Genomic DNA, 18,918 nt, shown 5'->3' on the forward strand with positions numbered 1-18,918 from the left:
GGCTAAATATAAAAGGATGGATTTAAATATATCTAAGTCCATCCTTTTGTCTATTTATAAAGGATACATTCAGTTAACTAAAAATTATTAATGTGTAATGGATATTTTTAAAAAGTCAATGCTTATTTCATTTATATTTATGTCTTTATTTATTATTTCGTGTTCCACTATAAAGAATAATAAAACCGAAGTTTCGATAGTGGGTGATGAGTTTTATGTTAATGGTAAACCTACATTCGAGGGAAAGACATGGAGAGGAATGAAAATACAAGGTTTGCTCCCCAATGCCCGTCTTGTGAACGGAATATTTGATGACAAGACAGATTCGACACGTTATAAATGGGCTTACCCTGATACTAAAGTGTGGGATGCTAACAGAAATACGAAAGAATTTGTAGAGAATATGTCATTATGGAAAGATAAGGGACTTCTTGCTTTTACTATAAATCTACAGGGTGGAAGTCCTGAAGGATATTCTGAACAGCAACCTTGGTATAATTCTGCAATATTACCTGATGGAAGTTTGGATACAGCATATATGGACAGATTGAAAATGATACTTGATAAAGCTGATGAATTGGAAATGGTTGTAATATTGGGATTATTCTATGTAGGTCAGGAAAAATTCATAAATGATGCAGCAGCTGTAAAAAATGGTATTAAGAATGCAATAGAATGGGTTTTGAGGAATGATTACAGGAATGTGTTGCTTGAGATAAATAATGAGTGTGATTTCTTTAAACTTGACGGATTAACTCCAGAAACAGTTCATAAATCAATAGAATATGCTAAAACCATAACTCATGATGGCAGACGATTGCTTGTAAGTACAAGTTATGCTGGCAAAATAGTTCCAAGTGATAAAGTAATCGCCGCATCTGATTATATATTGCTTCATGGTAATGGTATCTGGAGACCAGAAAATATAACTCTGCAGGTTGATTCTGTTAGAAAATCTCCGGCATATGTAACTCAGCCAATTGTGTATAATGAAGATGATCATTTCAATTTTGATAAAAAAGTTAATAATTTTGTTAAAGCTACAGAAGCATATGCTTCGTGGGGTTATTTTGATTTCAGGAAGAAGGAGGAATCGTTTGAACAAGGTTTTCAATGCCCTCCAGTCGATTGGGGAATAAATAGTGAAAGAAAAAAAGGCTTTTTTGATATCTTGACTGAATGGAAAAAAGGAATGTAATTTTATGTATATTTTCGAGATTGATTGATCAATAAAAAAGAAAAAATATTCTTTATTGATTTATCCAAATCTAATGTTAATATACTTCTCTGTTCTTCACTTGCCATGATAATATTCTGATTTTTTAATTAGTGAATTGATAAAGATATCATTGTACCATTATTTGCCATTAATAGGGAATACTCATTGTCTAAATCTTTTGTTGCAATGTGTTTTAATATGTTTCGATTCATGATTTGAGCTGTTTGAGTAAAAATAGATGAATTAATGGCTGATGATTTGATTTTTTATTGGTCCGATATTTAAAAATTGATTATAATAAGTTGAATATCAAAAGATCTTCCATAATGTCTACTTCAATAATTATCAGATATAATAACTTAAATTTAAAGTATATGAATAAGTTTTTTTCTATAAGTTTTTTGAAATTCCTATTGATATTATTTCTAGAATTGCAATTACAAGATATTATGTGTAAAAATTATGTAACGAAGAATGAATTTAAGAAAATATTGAAGGACCGTAACGAAGATATATCCTTAAATGATTCATTGAAGGTCTTTAATATTTCTCAGCTATATACAGTATATGTGGATAACGAAGAAATTGCCGTATATAATTATTATAAAAATAGAAATATAATAAAAAATGACTACATATGGGAAACTACGACAAACAATCACTGGATACAATTGTCATTAGGAAAGGATGAAGAGATGACTTTAAAAGTTTCGTGTAATGGAAATCAGCAAATATCAGAGTCTAATACGAAGATAATAGGGATGGATGGAATGCCAATATTGTTTATAGACAATAAAATGATTATTAAAGTAGAAGGAGGAACTACACGTCGTGGCATGGTTATAATAAATGATAATGAGAATGAGCCTCTTTTTGTTTTTATTGATAAACCAGTTGATTTTGTAAAAACAGATTCTACGGTAATTTTTGAAGGATATAATAAAGGAACTTACATAGTTCCGTCTTCAATTAATAAGATTCATATACCATTGGGATCATATTATAGAGGAAATATAATATCAAATCATGATATTGAAGTCTCAGGAATGGGGATTATTTCCCAAGAAGGAATAAAACATACTAGTTATAAAAACGAAGAAGATAATCCTATTAAATGTAATCTTTCTGTCAGAGGGGAAAAAACTAAGATGAAAGTGCAAGGAATAACTTCTATTGAGCCGGCAATGTATCATTTTTGGGTATGGCCTGGATATGGAACTATATATAAAAATGTAAAATCATTTTCTTTTCTGTATGAAACGGATGCTTATATAGGATCACATATTATTGATTGTTTTTCGAAGGTTAATGATGATCATATAAAACTTTATATTTCCAATATAAAAGTAGATGGGTTTTATACATATTTACAGGGGAATGGACATTCTTTTCAATTTGGATGGGGAGATTATGGCTCCCGGAAAAATATACGGGTAAAAGATGTTATAGTATATAGAGATTTAAATAATTTGAGCGAATGTAAATTTGTAAGAAGTTTTATAAATTGGCGAAAACCTGATGTGCCCAATATTATTGAGAATGTTTGTTTTGATAATATAAGATTCTATGGACCTGTAAGGTCTTTTTTGGTAATCGATAATGATGGGAATTCATGGAAATCCAAACCGGTGATAAGAGATTTTATTATTAAGAATGTTTTTTTTTCAAAAAAACCACATTGTAAGATGAAACTTGAAAATTCTTTTTTTCATATAAAAATAGAGAATTTCCATTGGATGAATGAAAAAATAACCGAAAAGAATCTTAAGAATTTTATATCTAAAAAATCTTTTAATAATTTTGAAATAAATTAGCAATTGAATATTTTGTTGAAATACATTGTTCAATATTGGGTATTGGATGAAGACCGAATTCTGTTTTTCATCCAATACCAGATTTTATAATTAATTTAAGTAGGAGGGAATTTAATGAGATTGTTGCTGTAAGAGTAGTTCTATTTCCTGAGCCTTTTGGGTTTCTTTTTTGAACAGATTGGATTTTTGTCCAATATCTTTACGGATATTGAAGAGTTCTTGCTCGAAGTTTTCTTTGGGAGTGACTCTGAGTCCTGTTTGCGGCAGATATATCCAGTCATTTTGTCTGATGCCTACAATCTTTCCATCTTTGACATACAGATAGCGGTCGCGAGGCTTTACATTGTCCGGATTGCTTATGAACTTGGTAAGTGTGATACCGTCAAGATCATATTTTGATTTGTCCATCTGGGCAAGTTCCAATAGAGTGGGGAAGATATCGATACTTGCAATGATGTGGTCGCTCACTTTTCCTGCCGGGATGTGGTTCTTCCATTTGATGATACAAGGAGTGCGGACACCCCCTTCGTATGCCGAGAATTTACCGTCTCTCAATGGAAGAGCAGATCCACCGTTTTCTTTCATTTCTAGCCATGGGCCATTGTCGGAAGTGAAAATGACCATTGTGTTTTCGCTGAGTCCTTCTTTCTCTAAGAAATCAAGCAGTCGACCTACGTTCCAGTCTATTTCTTCTACGGCATCTCCATACAATCCTCTCTTACTTTTTCCTTTAAACTGTGGGGAGACAAAAAGCGGCACATGGGGCATGGAAGGAGTCAGGTATACAAAGAACGGCTGGTTTTTGTTTTTCCCGATAAATTCCATTGCTTTATTGAAATATCGGTATGTGGTAGTAGCCTGGTCGCATGGATATTCTATGACTTCCTTGTTTTCGAATAAAGGAGAAGCATTGTTCAGTTCTTTTTTCAGTTGGGCTTTGTTTTTGGTTCTTTTTACCAGCTGCTGGTCTTGCAAGGCTTTATCAAGATTATACCCTTCGATAAACACACAGTTGGGAGAGAATTTATGTGTGTACCCTATATACATGTCGTTGCTATAAGGGATACCATAATAATAATCAAATCCACGATCGGTAGGAAGATATCCGTCAAGGTCGCCTAAATGCCATTTACCAAAGCATCCTGTAGCATACCCTTTTGTCTTTAGTGCGTTAGCTATCGTGATTTTATCTGTTGGGAGTCCTTTGGAATCTGGCCAGCCTACACCTTTCACTCCATTGCGTGTGTTTAACTGCCCGGTAAGCAGTCCAGCTCTCGAAGCACTCGATACAGAAGCGGATACGTAAAAATTGGTAAGCCGAAGTCCGTCTTCAGCCATTTTGTCAAGGTTGGGAGTTTCAATTAGTGGCGAACCATAGCACCCTATGTCTTGATACCCTTGGTCATCGGTAAGGATGATGATAAAGTTGGTTTGTGCATGACTTAACACAGGAAAAGCCAGCAACGTGGATAACATAAACTTCGTTTTCATTATAAAGGAATTTTAAAATTGAATGTATGCATTTTTTGTTTATTAAGTATCATTCATTGAAAATTATATTCCCCCAATACTTTCACAAGCACCGGGGGATTAACCTTAAATATGAGTTATTTAGCCTTAGTGGTTTGATTATTTAAATAGTTCGATTTTTGGAGGGTATAAGTCGGACCATTGCTATGGATATTTCCATCATGATCGAACCATATCGGGTCAATAACCAATGAGGGACTTTCGGGAGCGTCGTGTGTAATTCCGTGACAGGAAATCCAGTATCTTCCATCCGGACCGACAAAGATTTCATTGTGCCCCACTTGGTTGAACGGACTGTGTGGGTCACCTTTCCAAGTGAATCCGTTTCTGTTACATGCAGCTTTGCTTTGCGCTCCATAGAAGGGGTTTCCTTCATACTTTTTCCATGGTCCGGTAATTTTAGAAGCGGTGGCATAGCCGATTTCATATCCTCTGGTCCAGCTGGAATAAAAAAGGTAGTACTGTCCGTTTTCTTTGATGACGTAAGCTCCTTCTATTCCGATGGAATCCCAGGAGTAATACTTCTTTACTTTGGGGATGGGGCGTCCGTCGTATCCGGGTTCCTGTACTAATTTTCCTTCTTTATCGTATTCATAATCTACCTTCCCGGGCTGGATAGCCGTTTGAGGAGTAGTCAGAAATTTTCCGGTTCCTAAATCCAATTGCGCATATCCAATACCGAATTCGCGTCCTCTGTTCCAGAATGCCCATACTTTTCCGTCTTCATCTTCGAACAGTGTCAAGTCGTTTCCGTTGGCCAATGGCTTTTCTTCTGTAATCACCTTGTAGGGGCCTTCAATACTGTCGGACACGGCATAACCGATGTGTTGTCCGGGATACCCATGCTTGGGGTTGGAACAGTTGAAGGTAGCGTAGTATTTTCCCTTGATTCTATGGATTTCAGGAGCCCAGAAACGGTTGTAATACCATTTGCTGGAATCGGGTCTTTCTATGATGTATTTTACGAAAGTCCAGTCAGTCAGATTTGTGGATTTGTAGAGGGGAACTCCTTGATTCAGTTTTCCGTTCTGTTCCTGTCGTGCCCAATGGGGAAAAGCTGTGCCTGTGAGGTACCAGGTATTCTGGTCCTTCAGCACCTGACAGTCTCTTAATCCTTTGGGGTCTATACCTGAACGGATAGGGTTTTGATAGGCAAATGTTTCTTTTGTCTGAGAATAAGAAGTTTGGGTGTGCAGTACATGAAAAATAATAAATGTACTAATAAATAGAGTATTGATTTTTCCCATTAAACATTTATTTTTGAGAGGATACTTTTGTGAGTTTGAATACAGTAGCATCGTGTGCTCCTAACTGTGCAGAAAGTTTTCCTTCCACAATACCGATATTCTGTTTCTTCCACAAATCACGTGCCTGATACTTGCCGCGTAGAGATTCCAGTTCCATATTGAAAGTGACGGTAGCAGGTTTGTCTTGCAGATTGAACAGCGCAATATAGCGTTCGCCTGTTTCGGGAACAGTGGCAGTCCAGATGGCATAACTCTTGTTCTTGAATATCTGCCGGTTGTCTGTGGAGTGCTGGTCGATGGCAAGGATTTCATCGTTCTTGAAATATTTGTCGATGATTTCTTTGGGGGTAGAAAGCAAGTCGGCTCCAATCATCAGCGGAGAGCGTGCCATACAGAACAGAGTCATGAGCGTATTATATTCTTCTGGAGTGAAACGGCTCATGCGTTCTTTTCCTACCGGACGGTTTTGAAGTGCCAGTTTTCCAAACGGAATCATATCCGCATCCGGCCAACTGTCTTCGCCGATGTGAGAAGACCAGGCATTCAGTAAGTCAAAATTGTGATACAAATCTTCCCAATTGTCCCAGAAATCGGCTGAAACTCTCCACATGGTAGCATTCTTCTTGATGTGTTCTGCACGGCCTAGTGGAGCTTCACCACAAGATAAACTCAGTACCATCGGGCGACCGCAGTTTTCAATGGCTTTGCGCATCATTTCGATTTCTCCTTTGTGATAGGGAGGATACATGGTGTCGTCGGCTTTAATAAAGTCTACTCCCCATTCTGCATACAATTTGAAGATAGAGTTATAGTATTCCTGTGCGCCTTCTTTAGAAGCGTCCACTCCGTACATGTTGTTACACCAGTTACATGTGTCGAAAGGTTCAGCAATGTCGTAAGCTGTAGCCTTGCTTCCCATGATTTTTGATTTCTGGGAGTAAGCCTGGCGAGCTATACCACGCATGATGTGGATACCGAATTTCATACCCTTGCTGTGTACGTAGTCGGACAGCGGTTTGAATCCTTTTCCGTTTGCTGCAGAAGGGAATCTTTTCACAGACGGAATCAGACGGCTGTATTCGTCCATGCAAAGCACCTCGAGCGGTTTGCCGTCTTTATCCAATCGGATGTCCGGATGGCCATATCGTTTGCTGGGGTTATTCCAACCTCCAGGATTATCATTAAACCAGCAGTAATCGATAACTGCATATTCCCAGCCATGTTGTTTCAGGTTGGCAGCCATATAATCTACGATGGCTTTGAATTCCTGTTCGTTGATACGGCAGTCGTATGCATCGAAACTGTTCCATCCCATAGGAGGAGTGGGGGCCACCTTGCATTTACTTACTGTTTCTTCAGACGGCATCTGCGGAGTGATAGCCTGAGTCGTCTGGTTAAAGCCGGCCAGCATGAAGAAAGCAAGTGCGGCAGATAAGAATGTTTTATTTTTCATGATTTATAATTATTGGGTTATTGTCACAAAGTTAGGCGGACTAAAAAAGAACGGTTGGTTCCTGTGTCCGCATTCTTATTGAATTTGTACGTTCTCTTATTGAAGATTATTGGATATACTGTGCATCGGTCTGTCCTTTTACTTGCTCTTTCTCTGTATAGGTTGAGCGGTTGGTGTCAGATACTTTTTGTTTATCTAATTTCTCTACTTTACGGTCGTAGGTATAGAGCCCGTTCATTTCATTTTCCACATCAGTCCACTGGGTATATACAGCGGCACTAAGTCCGCGACGTATGTATTCGTTGATTTGCTGGATGAATTTTACGTACTCCTTTGTCGCATTCTCCTTGTTCTTATAGTTGTGGTGTACCCAAGGTCCGTCGGCATCCCAGATGTGGCCTTCAATTTTATAACCGATGGCACCATATTCTCCATTAACGGTAGCTCTTTTGCTGCTGATAAGCGGCACGTGAGGAGGCCGATAGGAATGGTTGTCCTTAATGTGTCCCACTTCATAGTCGATACTGGGCTTCCGGGTATCGATACCACTATTGCCTGTGACAAGTCTGCTCGGATCCAGCTTCATGACATTTTCTGTGATACGCTCACAATCGTATATTCCCCAATGTTCGTTGAACACAATCCAGTTGACGATGGAAGGGTGGTTCCAGTGGGTACGAATCATGCGTTGTAGTTCGGTTTCAAACTGTTCTTTTTCTTCTTCATTTCGTGTCTTGAAACAGTTGGGCATGTCTTGCCATACCAGTATGCCTAATTTGTCGCACCAGTAGTACCATCTCTGCGGTTCTACTTTGATGTGCTTTCGTATCATATTGAAGCCCCATTCTTTTATCTGCTGTACATCCCATTTCAAGGCTTCATCTGTGGGGGCAGTGTATATGCCGTCGGGCCAGTAACCCTGGTCCAATGGCCCCATCTGGAAAATAAATTTGTCATTAAGCGCCAGACGCTGTACACCGTTTTCGTTCTTTAATGAGATTTTGCGCATGCCCGCATAGCTTCTGATGCTGTCCACCGTTTCTCCTTTTTCGTTGGTCAGTGTGACTACCACATCATACAGATGAGGTGTGTCGGGGCTCCATGGGCGAATGCTTTGCAGGGGCAAGGTAATTTTGGTGTTAAGCACGCCTGAATGCTGGCTTTCTGTTTTCCCTTGCGACTGGATACAGATGTTTACCTTCAGATTCTGATTGCCGGAAGCATTAACTTCTACGTGGAATGCTTTCTTGTCAAAATCAGGAATCGTATGTATGGCTGTAACATAATCTTTGTTGACCGGTTCTATCCATACGGTTTGCCAAATACCGGAAGAGGGGGAGTAACTATAGCCTTTCGGTTCGGAAAAACGTGTATTGTTTTGCTTTCCATGAGGAATGGCCTTACTGTTTCCCGGGTCATAGACATTGACAATAAGTTCCTGCTCTTTGGCGGAGAAGTCTAGAAAAGATGTTATGTCGAAAGAGAACGGATCGTATCCTCCTTTGTGGGCGCCGACCAGTTTTCCGTTCACATAGATTTCTGATTCCCAGTCGATAGCTCCAAAATTTAGAATGATATTCTTGTCTTTCCATTCTTTGGGAAGAGTAAAAGTTCGTTTGTACCACGCCCGTTGGGTAGATAGTTGTCTTCTTACTCCAGAAAGAGCCGATTCCCATGGATAGGGAACGAGGATTTTTTCATGAAGTTTTCTTTTTGCAGGTAACCGGTCTCCTTCTGCACACATTTCAAATTCCCATATTCCATTAAGATTTTTCCAGTCTTCCCGTTGCATAAGTGGTCTGGGATATTCTGGAAGTACATGATGGATGTCGATGTTTTTGCTCCAGGGTGTCATTAAAGGAGCTTGCTTCATTTCCCACTTTTGTGCATAAGCGGAAAAACATACACCACAACATAATAAAAAGATAAATTTTCTCATAATGTATAAGTATTTTATACAAAAATAGCCTTGAAACAAGCTAACCACTGGTTTATGCGTCCTTGAAATTGTTGCCAGCGTACACACTGCGGTTTCTGTACGCTAGTGCAAATTATTTGTACACGAAGATAAACCTGGTAGTTTGTTTGCTTGTAATTTTGTCGCTGTAAGAACGAAGAGCGTATGAGGACGAAAGTATTATTCATTGTATGCTTGTGTATTCTATGGATGGATTCCATTTACGCAGGAAACAAAACAGCCACACTTGTGACATATCCGGAGGAGAATCTTCAGGTACAACAGTCTGAATTGTATCGTGTGTATCTGAATGATGACACGGATAATGACGTGACTATTTTCAAGAATGTCTGCAACACCTATTTCAAGGGGATGCTTGGAGAAAGGAAAAACGATGACAAGCCTTTGACTAAATTCAAAGGCAGAAGCATTCATTGGGGACATTTCTCGTTTCAGAGAAAGGTGAAAGTTACGGTACAGGTGAATAAGAATATAGAGGGAAAAGAAATTAAAGTGTATCCGTCCAGACACAATATAAAAGTGACTAAGCAGGATACCAATTGCTTTTCTTTTGTGCTCGACCGTCCGGGACAATTTTCTGTGGAAATTGGTGAAGATGGCTACAAGGAAGGATTGTTGATTTTTGCAGATCCGATGGAAACGGATGTTCCGGCCGATTTGCCAAAATGGAAAGTGATAGAAAAGGGTGATAAAACACTTCTCTCTACACTCTCTGTAAAAGATTCAGCCCTTTATTTTAAAAAAGGGGTACATGACATAGGAGTATATAAAGTTCCTTCAAATATAAAACGCATCTATCTGGAAGGAGGAGCTTGGGTATTTGGCTCTTTCATTATGGATGGAAAGGCTTGTTCCAATGTGAAGATTTACGGAAGAGGAATTTTGTCAGGAGCACGCTTACATCTGCGTGAATCGCACATGGTAGAAGCCAAAAATGGAGCCGACGGCATTATAGTGGATGGTATTGTAATTGCAGACTATTCTTTCTTTGCTGTAAGGTTGTTGGGAACGGATAATGAAGTGTCTTGGACGAAGATTGTGGGAGGATGGATTTATAATTGTGACGGTATTGCTGTTTATGCCAACTCTACAATCCGGAACTGTTTTATCTGGGCCAATGATGATAATATCAAGATATATAGAGATAATATTGTGGTAGAAGATGTGGTATGCTGGCAATTGGATAATGGAGCCATTTTCCAGTTGAACTGGAGTAATTCTGTAGCAAGAAACTGTCGTGTAAGCCGGGTGGATATAGTCCGGGCAGAGTGGGATTCGGACAGACTTAACAATGGTATTTTAAGTTGCCGGAACAGTGGAGGAGCAGATGAAGGATTTGTATTTGAAGATGTGCGTACGGATACTTCGGTGACACATATTTTCAGATTGTCTCCATTGGGTGATAAGGACCAGTTGATAAAGGACTTCCTGTTTAAAGATTGGAATGTGTTGGTAGATGTTTCAAGAGGTAAAAAGAATTATATGGAGGGAGTGAAAGGTAAGACTCCGTTGAGCGGACTCGTTTTTGAGAATTTCAGGATTAACGGAAAGGTGCTGACCGAAAAAAATATGCATGAGGTATTGAGATGGTCTATCTTAAATTGTGAAAAGATTGATTTCAGGTAATATCTGTACATTTGAAATAAGAGTCCGTACAATAAATCAAATACAACTGATTAATTGTTTTTTTCTTTGTGGAGATGTTTTCAATAGGGTTTTAATAATTTTAGTGACATGCTTGTATGAAGGATGTTACTCTTGGTTTTCATAAAGGTAATATTTTGTATAGGGTTAGTGAAAAAGAGGAGGGAAACTCCTCTTTTTTTATAGGCCGGTAATCATTAATGTGTTTATATATCTTATCTTTGTTGAAAATGTAATATTATATTATGATGTCCTTAAAAGAAAAAACAAGAATACTTTTTGGCTGTTTGCTAGTTTTTATCAGTCTGAGTTTGACGGCTGCAACTGCTCCTAAGTTCAGGACGTTGACAATGGAGAACGGGTTATTACATACAGATGTAACCTGTGTGACTCAGGATGTGAACGGACTTATCTGGATTGGGACCAATGGAGGATTGCAAAGTTTCGATGGCTATAACCTGCAATCGTATGACTATTATAAACCGACGGACAGAATCCGCTATCTCCACGACCGCATTACTTCGCTGGCTACAGATTCCTGCAACTTGTGGATTGGTACAGAAAGCGGTTTGTTAAGGTTTAATTATAATCAGGGAAATTATGCCAGTTTTGAACTGTCTGCCGACCTTCAGGTATTGTCTTCCACTTTGGTGGACAAAGTATATGCCACCGAAGAGGGAGTTTTGTGGGTGGTAACTTCTGATTCCATGTATGTGGTAAAGGTAGACCATAAAAAGAACTTACTTTCTTCTTATGGGAAAGAATCTGAGGTCTTGTCGGCGAAGAAAGATGTACATACGATTGTGAAAAATGGCGATTATACTTGGTTGTGTACTCCCGATGTACTTTTGCAGATGAAGCTGGCTCATGGCAAGGTGAAAATTGTGAACTCTTATAAATGCCGTGAAATTTCCCGAAGGAATGAGGCATCTTCCTCACTTTATATCCGAGACAATTTCCTGTATCTGAGAGTGTCCTCCGGTTGTGCCAGATTCCCATTGAATACAGATGGAAGTCTGAACTTGTCACGTTATGATTTTTATGACTTCCATAACTTGAATGCACAGATTCCTCAACATACTTCGGGAAAACTGATTGTGGACCGAAGCAATACTTTATGGTGTGCCTCGAATATTGGCTTGTTGCAGATTTCTACAAATTCAGGTAAGATTTACGCAGATATTCATGCCCGAAAATCTGCATATACTACTTCCATTTCATCCAATTTTATTTCTACGTTGTTCATAGACAGTTTTCATAATCTGTGGATTGGAACCTGGGGAAAGGGAGTGAATTATGTATCTCTGTCGATGCCTTTATTTGGTACGATATATGATAGTCCGTCGAATGAACATTCAATAAAAGGTGCTTTTGTCAAAGGAATTGAAAGAAGCTCTGACGGTACACTTTGGCTTCTGACCCAGAAACAAGGCTTGAATAAGTATCGTACGGATGAGGGCCTTCTGATGTTTACAGACTTTTCTCAATTTCTGGGAAAAGGAAATGTGTTTAAGGCTCTAAAGTTTAATAAGGATGAGCGTATTCTTTATGTGGGATTGATAAATGGACTGGTAGCATACGACGTGAAGGCCAATACGATATCGTATGTCATATCCAATAATGAGAAAGCATTGGTAAAGGCTGCTGTCGATGTGACCCGCATGGAATATGATGCGAACGGTTTTCTATGGGTAGGTACCTGGAAAAATGGTATTTACTGTTTTAAGGAAGAAAATGGAAAACTTACGTTTGTGAAACATTTAGGTATTGGCGATGGATTGAAATCGGAGTGCATACCCTATATGTTTTTTGATCAGGAAAAGAATGAAATGATGGTATGTACCCGAAAAGGGCTTTCTCGATTTATTTTGAAAGGAACTGAATTGGACATTAAAAAAGTGGTTTCTTATAGAGTTGATTTGAAGAACCCTCATTCCTTGTCGAATAACTTTCTGGCATGCATTGACAAGCAGAATGATTCAATTTACTGGGTCGGCACGTTGGGGGGAGGTCTGAACCGCTTGGTTATCCAAGGAGATACGGACAATGCTTATACCGCAACGTCCTATATGACGCAGGATGGTATGATGAGTAATGACGCGGAAATTGTGATGGTAGATAAGAGTGACAATGTGTGGATTGGTGGATATGGTATTATGAAGCTGGATACGCATACCGGTATCCTGTCTCGATTTGATTATCTGGACGGATTGCAAGGCAATTTCTTCAAATATGGAGCTGGCTACAAAGGAAAAGATGGAATGATGTACATGGGAGGGATAGACGGATTGAGCTATTTTTATCCTAATCATGTGCAGACTGGAAATGAAAAGTATCAGCTTTATTTGTCAAATTTATATGTTCATGGAAAGAGAATTCTAGTCGGTGAAAAGATAAATGGAGTGGTTGTGCTCCCTGAGATTTTAGATAAACTGGTGAAATTGACGCTGCACCATGACCAAAATGATTTTTCGATAGAGTTTTCGGCCTTAGGTTACCGCCTTTCGAACAGGATTATGTATCGGTATAAATTGGGAGGATATGATACAGAATGGCGGGAAGTACCAGTGAGTGAGAATAAAGTACTTTATTCAAATCTAGATTATTCCACTTACGACTTCGAACTGCAGTACTCTACGGATAATGGACAGACTTGGAATCCGGTAAGTAAAAAACTGCGGATTGAGATACTTCCCCCCTGGTGGCTTTCTCCTTGGGCCAAAATTACTTATCTGATATTTACCTTTTCACTGGTATTGTTTATTTTCTATCTGTATGTAAAGGAGCTGAATATGAGACACAAAATATCCTTACATGAGATGGAAAAACAAAAGGATGAGGAGAATCATCAGCTGAAACTGCAATTCTTCATGAATATTTCCCATGAATTCAAAACGCCTTTAACACTTATTCTATCGTCAGTGGAACGAATGGAAGATGAGTTTGGTCGGACAATAGGGCAGGTGCCACAAAAGATTCAGGAGTCATTCAACTCTGTATCCCGAAATGCCAACAGACTGCTGACCCTGATTACAGAGCTGGTAGATTTCAGAAAGAGTGACCTGAACATAGCCGATTTGAATCTGCAAGAAGACAGAATTGACAGGTACGTACAACAGATTGTGCAGGAGTTTTCTCCGTGGGCATTGCGTAAGAAAATAGAGTTTACCACCTCGGTGCAAGAAAACGTACTGATGAAATTCGATCCGGAGAAATTTTCTATGGTACTGATAAACCTGCTTTCCAATGCCATGAAATATACCTCCAATGGAGGATGCGTGGAAGTCTCTCTTACAACCGGTACAGATGTGAGTCCTTGTCCTAAATATGAGAACTCTTTCCAAGTAGGAGATACTATATGGGGCGAAGAAGTCTGTATCTTAAAAGTTTCTGATACGGGAGTTGGAATCTCATCGGAAACAATCGGCAAGATTTACGACCGCTTTTTTCAAATAAGAGACAATTCATCGGTACATTTAGGTTCGGGCATAGGACTTGCCATTGCAAAGAACATGGTGCTTCTGCATGGTGGAAACATCATAGTGAGCAGTGAACGGATGAAGGGTACGGAATTCATTGTGACATTGCCGATGAGATTGAAAGAAGAAGTGCAAGACGAAAACAATACGTTTGATGTACATGACTATTTGCAATCAGTTCACGTGGAATATAACTATGATATGGAGCCTCAGAGAACATCGGTAGATGAAGGTAAGGAAGCGACAGGTGACCCAGACAAGCAGACCCTGTTGCTGGTGGAGGACAACGTGGAATTGTTGTCCATGCTGAAAGAGCACTTCCAGGTGAAATACCATGTGATTACTGCCGAAAACGGAGAAGAAGGATTGAGAAAATGTACGGAATTCTATCCTGATTTGATTATCAGTGATGTGATGATGCCGTTAATGGACGGTATAGAGATGTGCAAGGCCATCCGAAATAACCTGTCAATCGCATATACTCCGATAATTCTCCTTACTGCAAAAAGTACGGTCGAAAATCAGATTGAGGGTTATGAATCGGGAGCTGATTTGTATCTTCCCAAACCTTTCTCCATGAAGATATTGGAACTTAATGTGGCCAGACTTATGACGCAGAAACTCCGTATGATGCAGGCTGGGTATACACAGGAAATATCCGTGGAAGCAAATCCGGGGGAACAGATGGAGGGACAGGAACCGATAAAACCAGAAGTAACTCGTAAATCCATAAAATCGGAAAAAGACAAGGAGTTTATAAAAAGCCTAAACGGATTCCTGGAAGATAATATATCGAATCCGGATCTTTCCGTTGATATGCTATGCAAGCATTTGGGGCTTGGTCGGACAAGACTTTATGCTATGGTGAAAGATATTTCCGGGCAGTCATTGGGTGATTTCATCCGGGATATGCGACTGAATAAGGCGGCCTACTTGTTGAAACATACAGATATGAATATCACGGAGATAATTTATGAGACGGGCTTTGGAAGCAACTCCCATTTCAGTAAGGTCTTTAAAAATAAGTTTGGTGTTACGCCATCTGATTTTGCCAAACAATAGTTTTTGTACAACAATGATAAAAAGGTGGACAATAAACATAAAATGCTTCATGTTAATTGTGAATATAGCAGCCTTACTATATGTCCTAAAAAATAAGAATTATGCATAAATAAATAACTAGAATGTGAGCAATATACTATAAATAACTTGTTGAAATTCTTTATTTAACTAAGAATTGATCTTTTAATTTCCTTTTTGAGTAGCCTATAATTAATAGTTTTATAGATACTTGTTCCTTTGCGTGTTAGGTGGAATGCATACCCAGGAAGCAAGGCTTCCAGTTCAATCTTTCTGGCAGAAGGTTCCTGATGACGAGACTCCGGACAACCGAAGATCTCATGCTATTGCTCATCGGAAAGAGAAAGAAGCTGCTCAATGCTTTTCTCGCTTGAAAGAAATAGGCAGACATATTTGCGGACCGTGTTACGGGAAGTACAAAACGTGGATACCGTTTCTTTAATTCCCATCCCGGCTACATAACATCTCAAAAAGCTTTTTTGATTCTTTTATTTATTTGTATAGATTTTATTATTACCCCGTTACATCAGGACTTGGGCTATCAAATCTACACAAAAAAATCTCAGATAATATAGTACTAAGTGATCAATGCTATTGGGACCAGAAGGATCTATCATATTGTGCCCAAAAGGGTCAAAGTTGTGCGGCTTTTCCAATCCCAGACTGATGTCGTGACTTTCACGTACTACCTCGAAAAAATGTTTTATACGTTCGGCATCGGAACGGACGGGAGTCGTGATCATGACGCTACGGATGAATGTCTCTATGGGTTTCTCGGTACACTTGTTTGTCTGGCAAAGGATGACTAGAAGCATAAGTAATTTTTTCATGTTGGTATTTTAGGAGGCTTATGGGCAAAGATTAGTTTTTTGCCTTCTCTTTCACGACTTTATCAACCTGAAAAATGTCCTAAAGTTCGGATTTATCTGTAGTTTTATAGGATATGATTCTGGATTTCTGCTTTAATGACTATCTATACACAACTTGTAAAGAATAGGGTTTATGAAAAAAGAAGATCTCTTTTTTAAGGTGTTGCATTTGTTGATGCTTCCCGATACGGAACATACGTTGACGTACGGGGATAACTGGATCTGATGGACAATATAAGTGTCAGTCCTGAAATAATTCTGTATCCAATTTTGTCTCCAGGTCTTATCCGTTCAAGCTGACGTTTGCATTGAATTCTTAAAATACAATTGGATTTTTCCGGATAAATGTTTACATTTGGTGTTGTTGTATTGTAATATTCGGATAAAACAGACATGAGATGCGACATTATAATATATTCATAAGCTATCGCCGCGCAGGAACTGCTGATAAGGCAGAACACCTTTTGTCTCTCCTGGAAAAGTCCGGTTATAAGGGACAGGTCAGTTTTGATCGGGAAAACTTTGACGGAACGTTCGATCTGGAAATTCTTCAACGGATTGACCGCTGCAAAGATTTTATTCTGATAGTGGGAGAGTCTACTTTTGCCCATGTGGGTATGGAAGGTGCGGAAGAATACCGGCGTTACGCAAGGTGCGGTATTACAGAGTTTGATGCTGTACAGCGTAAATTATTGTCGGAGGGAAGGAACATTGATTTTGTCCGTTTCGAGATTGCGCGTGCTATTGAAAAAAAGAAGAATATCATACCTGTGGTTCTTGCTCCGACGGAGAGGTTTGATTTTGACCGTCTTCAGCTTCCTGATGATATTGTCCAGATAAAGAGAATCCAAGCTGTATTCTACAATGATAGCAAGAATTTTCTGTTCAAGTCGGTGGTCCCGGATATTGTTCGTCGTCTGAAGACACCACGGCGGTTTCTCGTTAAAATGTCTGCTATCATTCTGGGTGTGCTTATGCTGGTGGCAGTAGGTTGGTGGGGAATGTGGTATTATACTTGTCTTGCCGGATTGGATGGTTGCCGGACTGCGTCCGATTATGAAGCGTTTCTGGAAAAAAGGTTGCCTGCTCCGGTCCGGAAGCAGGCTGTGAGGGCTTTGGAGCATCTGGATGTGTTAAGGTGGAATTATGTGTATACCGATAATCAGGTCTATGGGCATCGGATGTACGGTGAACCATATACAGATTCATTGATGGTGTTTTGGGCGGATAATCTGTCGTGTACTCAATTGGCTGTTATCCGGGATGTTTTCAATAATATGATGCATATTCCTGAAGGAACTTTCATGATGGGTACAGACGATTATCATGATATAGAGGGTCCCCGGCATGAAGTTACGCTGACAGATGATTTCTATATGTCCAAATATGAATTGACCGTTAAGGAATGGTATGCCGTGATGTCCGATTCGGTTGTTGCGTCCAAAGACAGTTGTTGTCCGGTCGTTTCGGTATCATGGAACCGGTGTCAGGAATTTGTAAAACGGCTCAATGAGGCTGTAAGGATGGATGAGTGGATGTTTTCACTGCCTACCGAAGCGCAGTGGGAATATGCAGCTAAGGGAGGATCGGATTATGTTTATGCCGGAAGTGATGATCTGGCAGCGGTAATGGATATGAATGTGAGCCATGCAGTGGAGGTAGGGCGTAAAGGTTGCAATGGTTTCGAACTGTATGATATGACCGGGAATGTCAAGGAATGGTGTCTGGATGGAGATTGGAGGATATACACCCGGGAATCTGTAACAGATCCTTTGGGGGATGTCCAGGCCGGGAAACATATTATTCGGGGAGGATCGTATTTGTCGAAGGATGATGTGGATTTTCTGAAAGTCTTTTACCGTGATACCTATTCGGCTGATGACGGTGCTGAAGATATCGGCATGAGATTGGTTCTTGTAAAGAAAAAATAATATGAAGACATTAGCTTTATGGGTCGTTTGCCTGAGTCTGCTGTTTTGTATACACGTCCGGGCACAAACGGATTTTGAGAAAATAGAGAAAGCCTGCCTGTTGGCCAGATCCGGTTTGAGTGAAAAAGGTAGTCCGAGCGAACTTCTGAATGCTTCCCGTATATTGAAATCGGTGAAATGGAGTGTCCTGAACCTGCAGAATGTAGACCGTAAGGCCGAGATTTCGGTAAACGGACGGCTGGTTTTTGTTCCAGAATTTATGGATAGCCTATATGTAAACCGTCTGGTATACAAGACAGCTTCCGACTATCTGTTGCGTGCTGAAAAGGAGAACCGGCGCAGCGTCAGTAATATGGTCAGACTTACTACAAAGGCTGTATCGCCAGGTGGAACGGTGGTGTATGGAATCCGGCTTTCCGGTAACCTGTCTGTCGATGTCTCTGCCGTTACGGACCCATACGGAGCTATCAATATGAAGGTTAAGGTTCTGGAAAAGTTGAACGGACCGGGCAATGTCTATTCAGATCATTATAGGGAGACAGAAGGATACAGTCACCGGAAATTGAGGGGGATAAAGTCGGAAGGAAACAAAATCATGTTAATTGAAATTACCAATTGTACAGACTATCCTGTAAACTACGCCTTGATCATGAATACTCAAAAACTATGAAAGA

General features: G+C 39.5%; 11 protein-coding genes. 6 read left to right on the top strand and 5 right to left on the bottom strand.

Going from position 1 to position 18,918, the window contains the following annotated elements:
* The first annotated feature begins 97 nt into the window (after positions 1-97).
* Both BQ7489_RS09210 and BQ7489_RS09215 read left to right on the top strand, forming a co-directional pair.
* Positions 98-1,198, top strand: a complete 1,101-nt coding sequence (locus tag BQ7489_RS09210; RefSeq protein WP_204352750.1) for a hypothetical protein — start codon at positions 98-100, stop codon at positions 1,196-1,198.
* A gap of 395 nt (positions 1,199-1,593) precedes the next feature.
* Positions 1,594-3,033 (top strand): hypothetical protein, encoded by a 1,440-nt coding sequence (locus tag BQ7489_RS09215; protein ID WP_162617794.1) that lies wholly within the window; start codon positions 1,594-1,596, stop codon positions 3,031-3,033.
* Positions 3,034-3,144: 111 nt separating this feature from the next.
* Here the strand turns inward: BQ7489_RS09215 and BQ7489_RS09220 are convergent, their stop codons facing one another.
* The 4 genes from BQ7489_RS09220 to BQ7489_RS09235 form a co-directional block, all read right to left on the bottom strand.
* Positions 3,145-4,524, bottom strand: a complete 1,380-nt coding sequence (locus tag BQ7489_RS09220) for a sulfatase family protein (protein WP_239496939.1) — start codon at positions 4,522-4,524, stop codon at positions 3,145-3,147.
* 116 nt (positions 4,525-4,640) lie between these two features.
* Positions 4,641-5,810: a glycoside hydrolase family 43 protein gene (locus BQ7489_RS09225; RefSeq protein ID WP_072530756.1), complete on the bottom strand. Its 1,170-nt coding sequence runs from the start codon at positions 5,808-5,810 to the stop codon at positions 4,641-4,643.
* A 7-nt stretch (positions 5,811-5,817) separates the two neighbouring features.
* Complete coding sequence (locus BQ7489_RS09230; protein ID WP_083580534.1) at positions 5,818-7,263, bottom strand: glycoside hydrolase family 27 protein; 1,446 nt, start codon at positions 7,261-7,263, stop codon at positions 5,818-5,820.
* Positions 7,264-7,369: 106 nt separating this feature from the next.
* Positions 7,370-9,202, bottom strand: coding sequence for a glycoside hydrolase family 2 protein (locus BQ7489_RS09235; RefSeq protein ID WP_072530757.1), 1,833 nt, complete (start codon positions 9,200-9,202; stop codon positions 7,370-7,372).
* 183 nt (positions 9,203-9,385) lie between these two features.
* Between BQ7489_RS09235 and BQ7489_RS09240 the strand changes: the two genes are divergently transcribed.
* On the top strand, positions 9,386-10,867 hold the full coding sequence (locus tag BQ7489_RS09240) for a glycoside hydrolase family protein (protein ID WP_083580538.1): 1,482 nt from the start codon (positions 9,386-9,388) through the stop codon (positions 10,865-10,867).
* Positions 10,868-11,196: 329 nt separating this feature from the next.
* A complete protein-coding gene (locus BQ7489_RS09245) occupies positions 11,197-15,426 on the top strand; it encodes a hybrid sensor histidine kinase/response regulator transcription factor (protein WP_162617795.1) in 4,230 nt (1,409 codons plus the stop codon).
* A gap of 539 nt (positions 15,427-15,965) precedes the next feature.
* Here the strand turns inward: BQ7489_RS09245 and BQ7489_RS09250 are convergent.
* Positions 15,966-16,274, bottom strand: a complete 309-nt coding sequence (locus BQ7489_RS09250) for a hypothetical protein (RefSeq protein WP_162617796.1) — start codon at positions 16,272-16,274, stop codon at positions 15,966-15,968.
* A 437-nt stretch (positions 16,275-16,711) separates the two neighbouring features.
* Between BQ7489_RS09250 and BQ7489_RS09255 the strand changes: the two genes are divergently transcribed.
* Positions 16,712-18,244, top strand: a complete 1,533-nt coding sequence (locus BQ7489_RS09255) for an SUMF1/EgtB/PvdO family nonheme iron enzyme (protein ID WP_072530761.1) — start codon at positions 16,712-16,714, stop codon at positions 18,242-18,244.
* A gap of 1 nt (position 18,245) precedes the next feature.
* Entirely contained in the window at positions 18,246-18,914 is a 669-nt protein-coding gene (locus BQ7489_RS09260) for a hypothetical protein (protein WP_072530762.1), read from the top strand.
* Positions 18,915-18,918: the final 4 nt, after the last annotated feature.

Origin of the sequence: Bacteroides ilei (assembly GCF_900128495.1) — a bacterium.
In the GTDB taxonomy this organism is placed as follows: Bacteria; Bacteroidota; Bacteroidia; order Bacteroidales; family Bacteroidaceae; genus Phocaeicola; species Phocaeicola ilei.

Bases quoted from the DNA above. Each gene is read 5' to 3' on its own strand.
- BQ7489_RS09225 (WP_072530756.1), bottom strand. From the start codon at position 5,810: ATGGGAAAAATCAATACTCTATTTATTAGTACATTTATTATTTTTCAT.
- BQ7489_RS09230 (WP_083580534.1), bottom strand. From the start codon at position 7,263: ATGAAAAATAAAACATTCTTATCTGCCGCACTTGCTTTCTTCATGCTG.
- BQ7489_RS09210 (WP_204352750.1), top strand. From the start codon at position 98: ATGGATATTTTTAAAAAGTCAATGCTTATTTCATTTATATTTATGTCT.
- BQ7489_RS09250 (WP_162617796.1), bottom strand. From the start codon at position 16,274: ATGAAAAAATTACTTATGCTTCTAGTCATCCTTTGCCAGACAAACAAG.
- BQ7489_RS09260 (WP_072530762.1), top strand. From the start codon at position 18,246: ATGAAGACATTAGCTTTATGGGTCGTTTGCCTGAGTCTGCTGTTTTGT.
- BQ7489_RS09215 (WP_162617794.1), top strand. From the start codon at position 1,594: ATGAATAAGTTTTTTTCTATAAGTTTTTTGAAATTCCTATTGATATTA.
- BQ7489_RS09240 (WP_083580538.1), top strand. From the start codon at position 9,386: ATGAGGACGAAAGTATTATTCATTGTATGCTTGTGTATTCTATGGATG.
- BQ7489_RS09255 (WP_072530761.1), top strand. From the start codon at position 16,712: ATGCGACATTATAATATATTCATAAGCTATCGCCGCGCAGGAACTGCT.
- BQ7489_RS09220 (WP_239496939.1), bottom strand. From the start codon at position 4,524: ATGAAAACGAAGTTTATGTTATCCACGTTGCTGGCTTTTCCTGTGTTA.
- BQ7489_RS09235 (WP_072530757.1), bottom strand. From the start codon at position 9,202: ATGAGAAAATTTATCTTTTTATTATGTTGTGGTGTATGTTTTTCCGCT.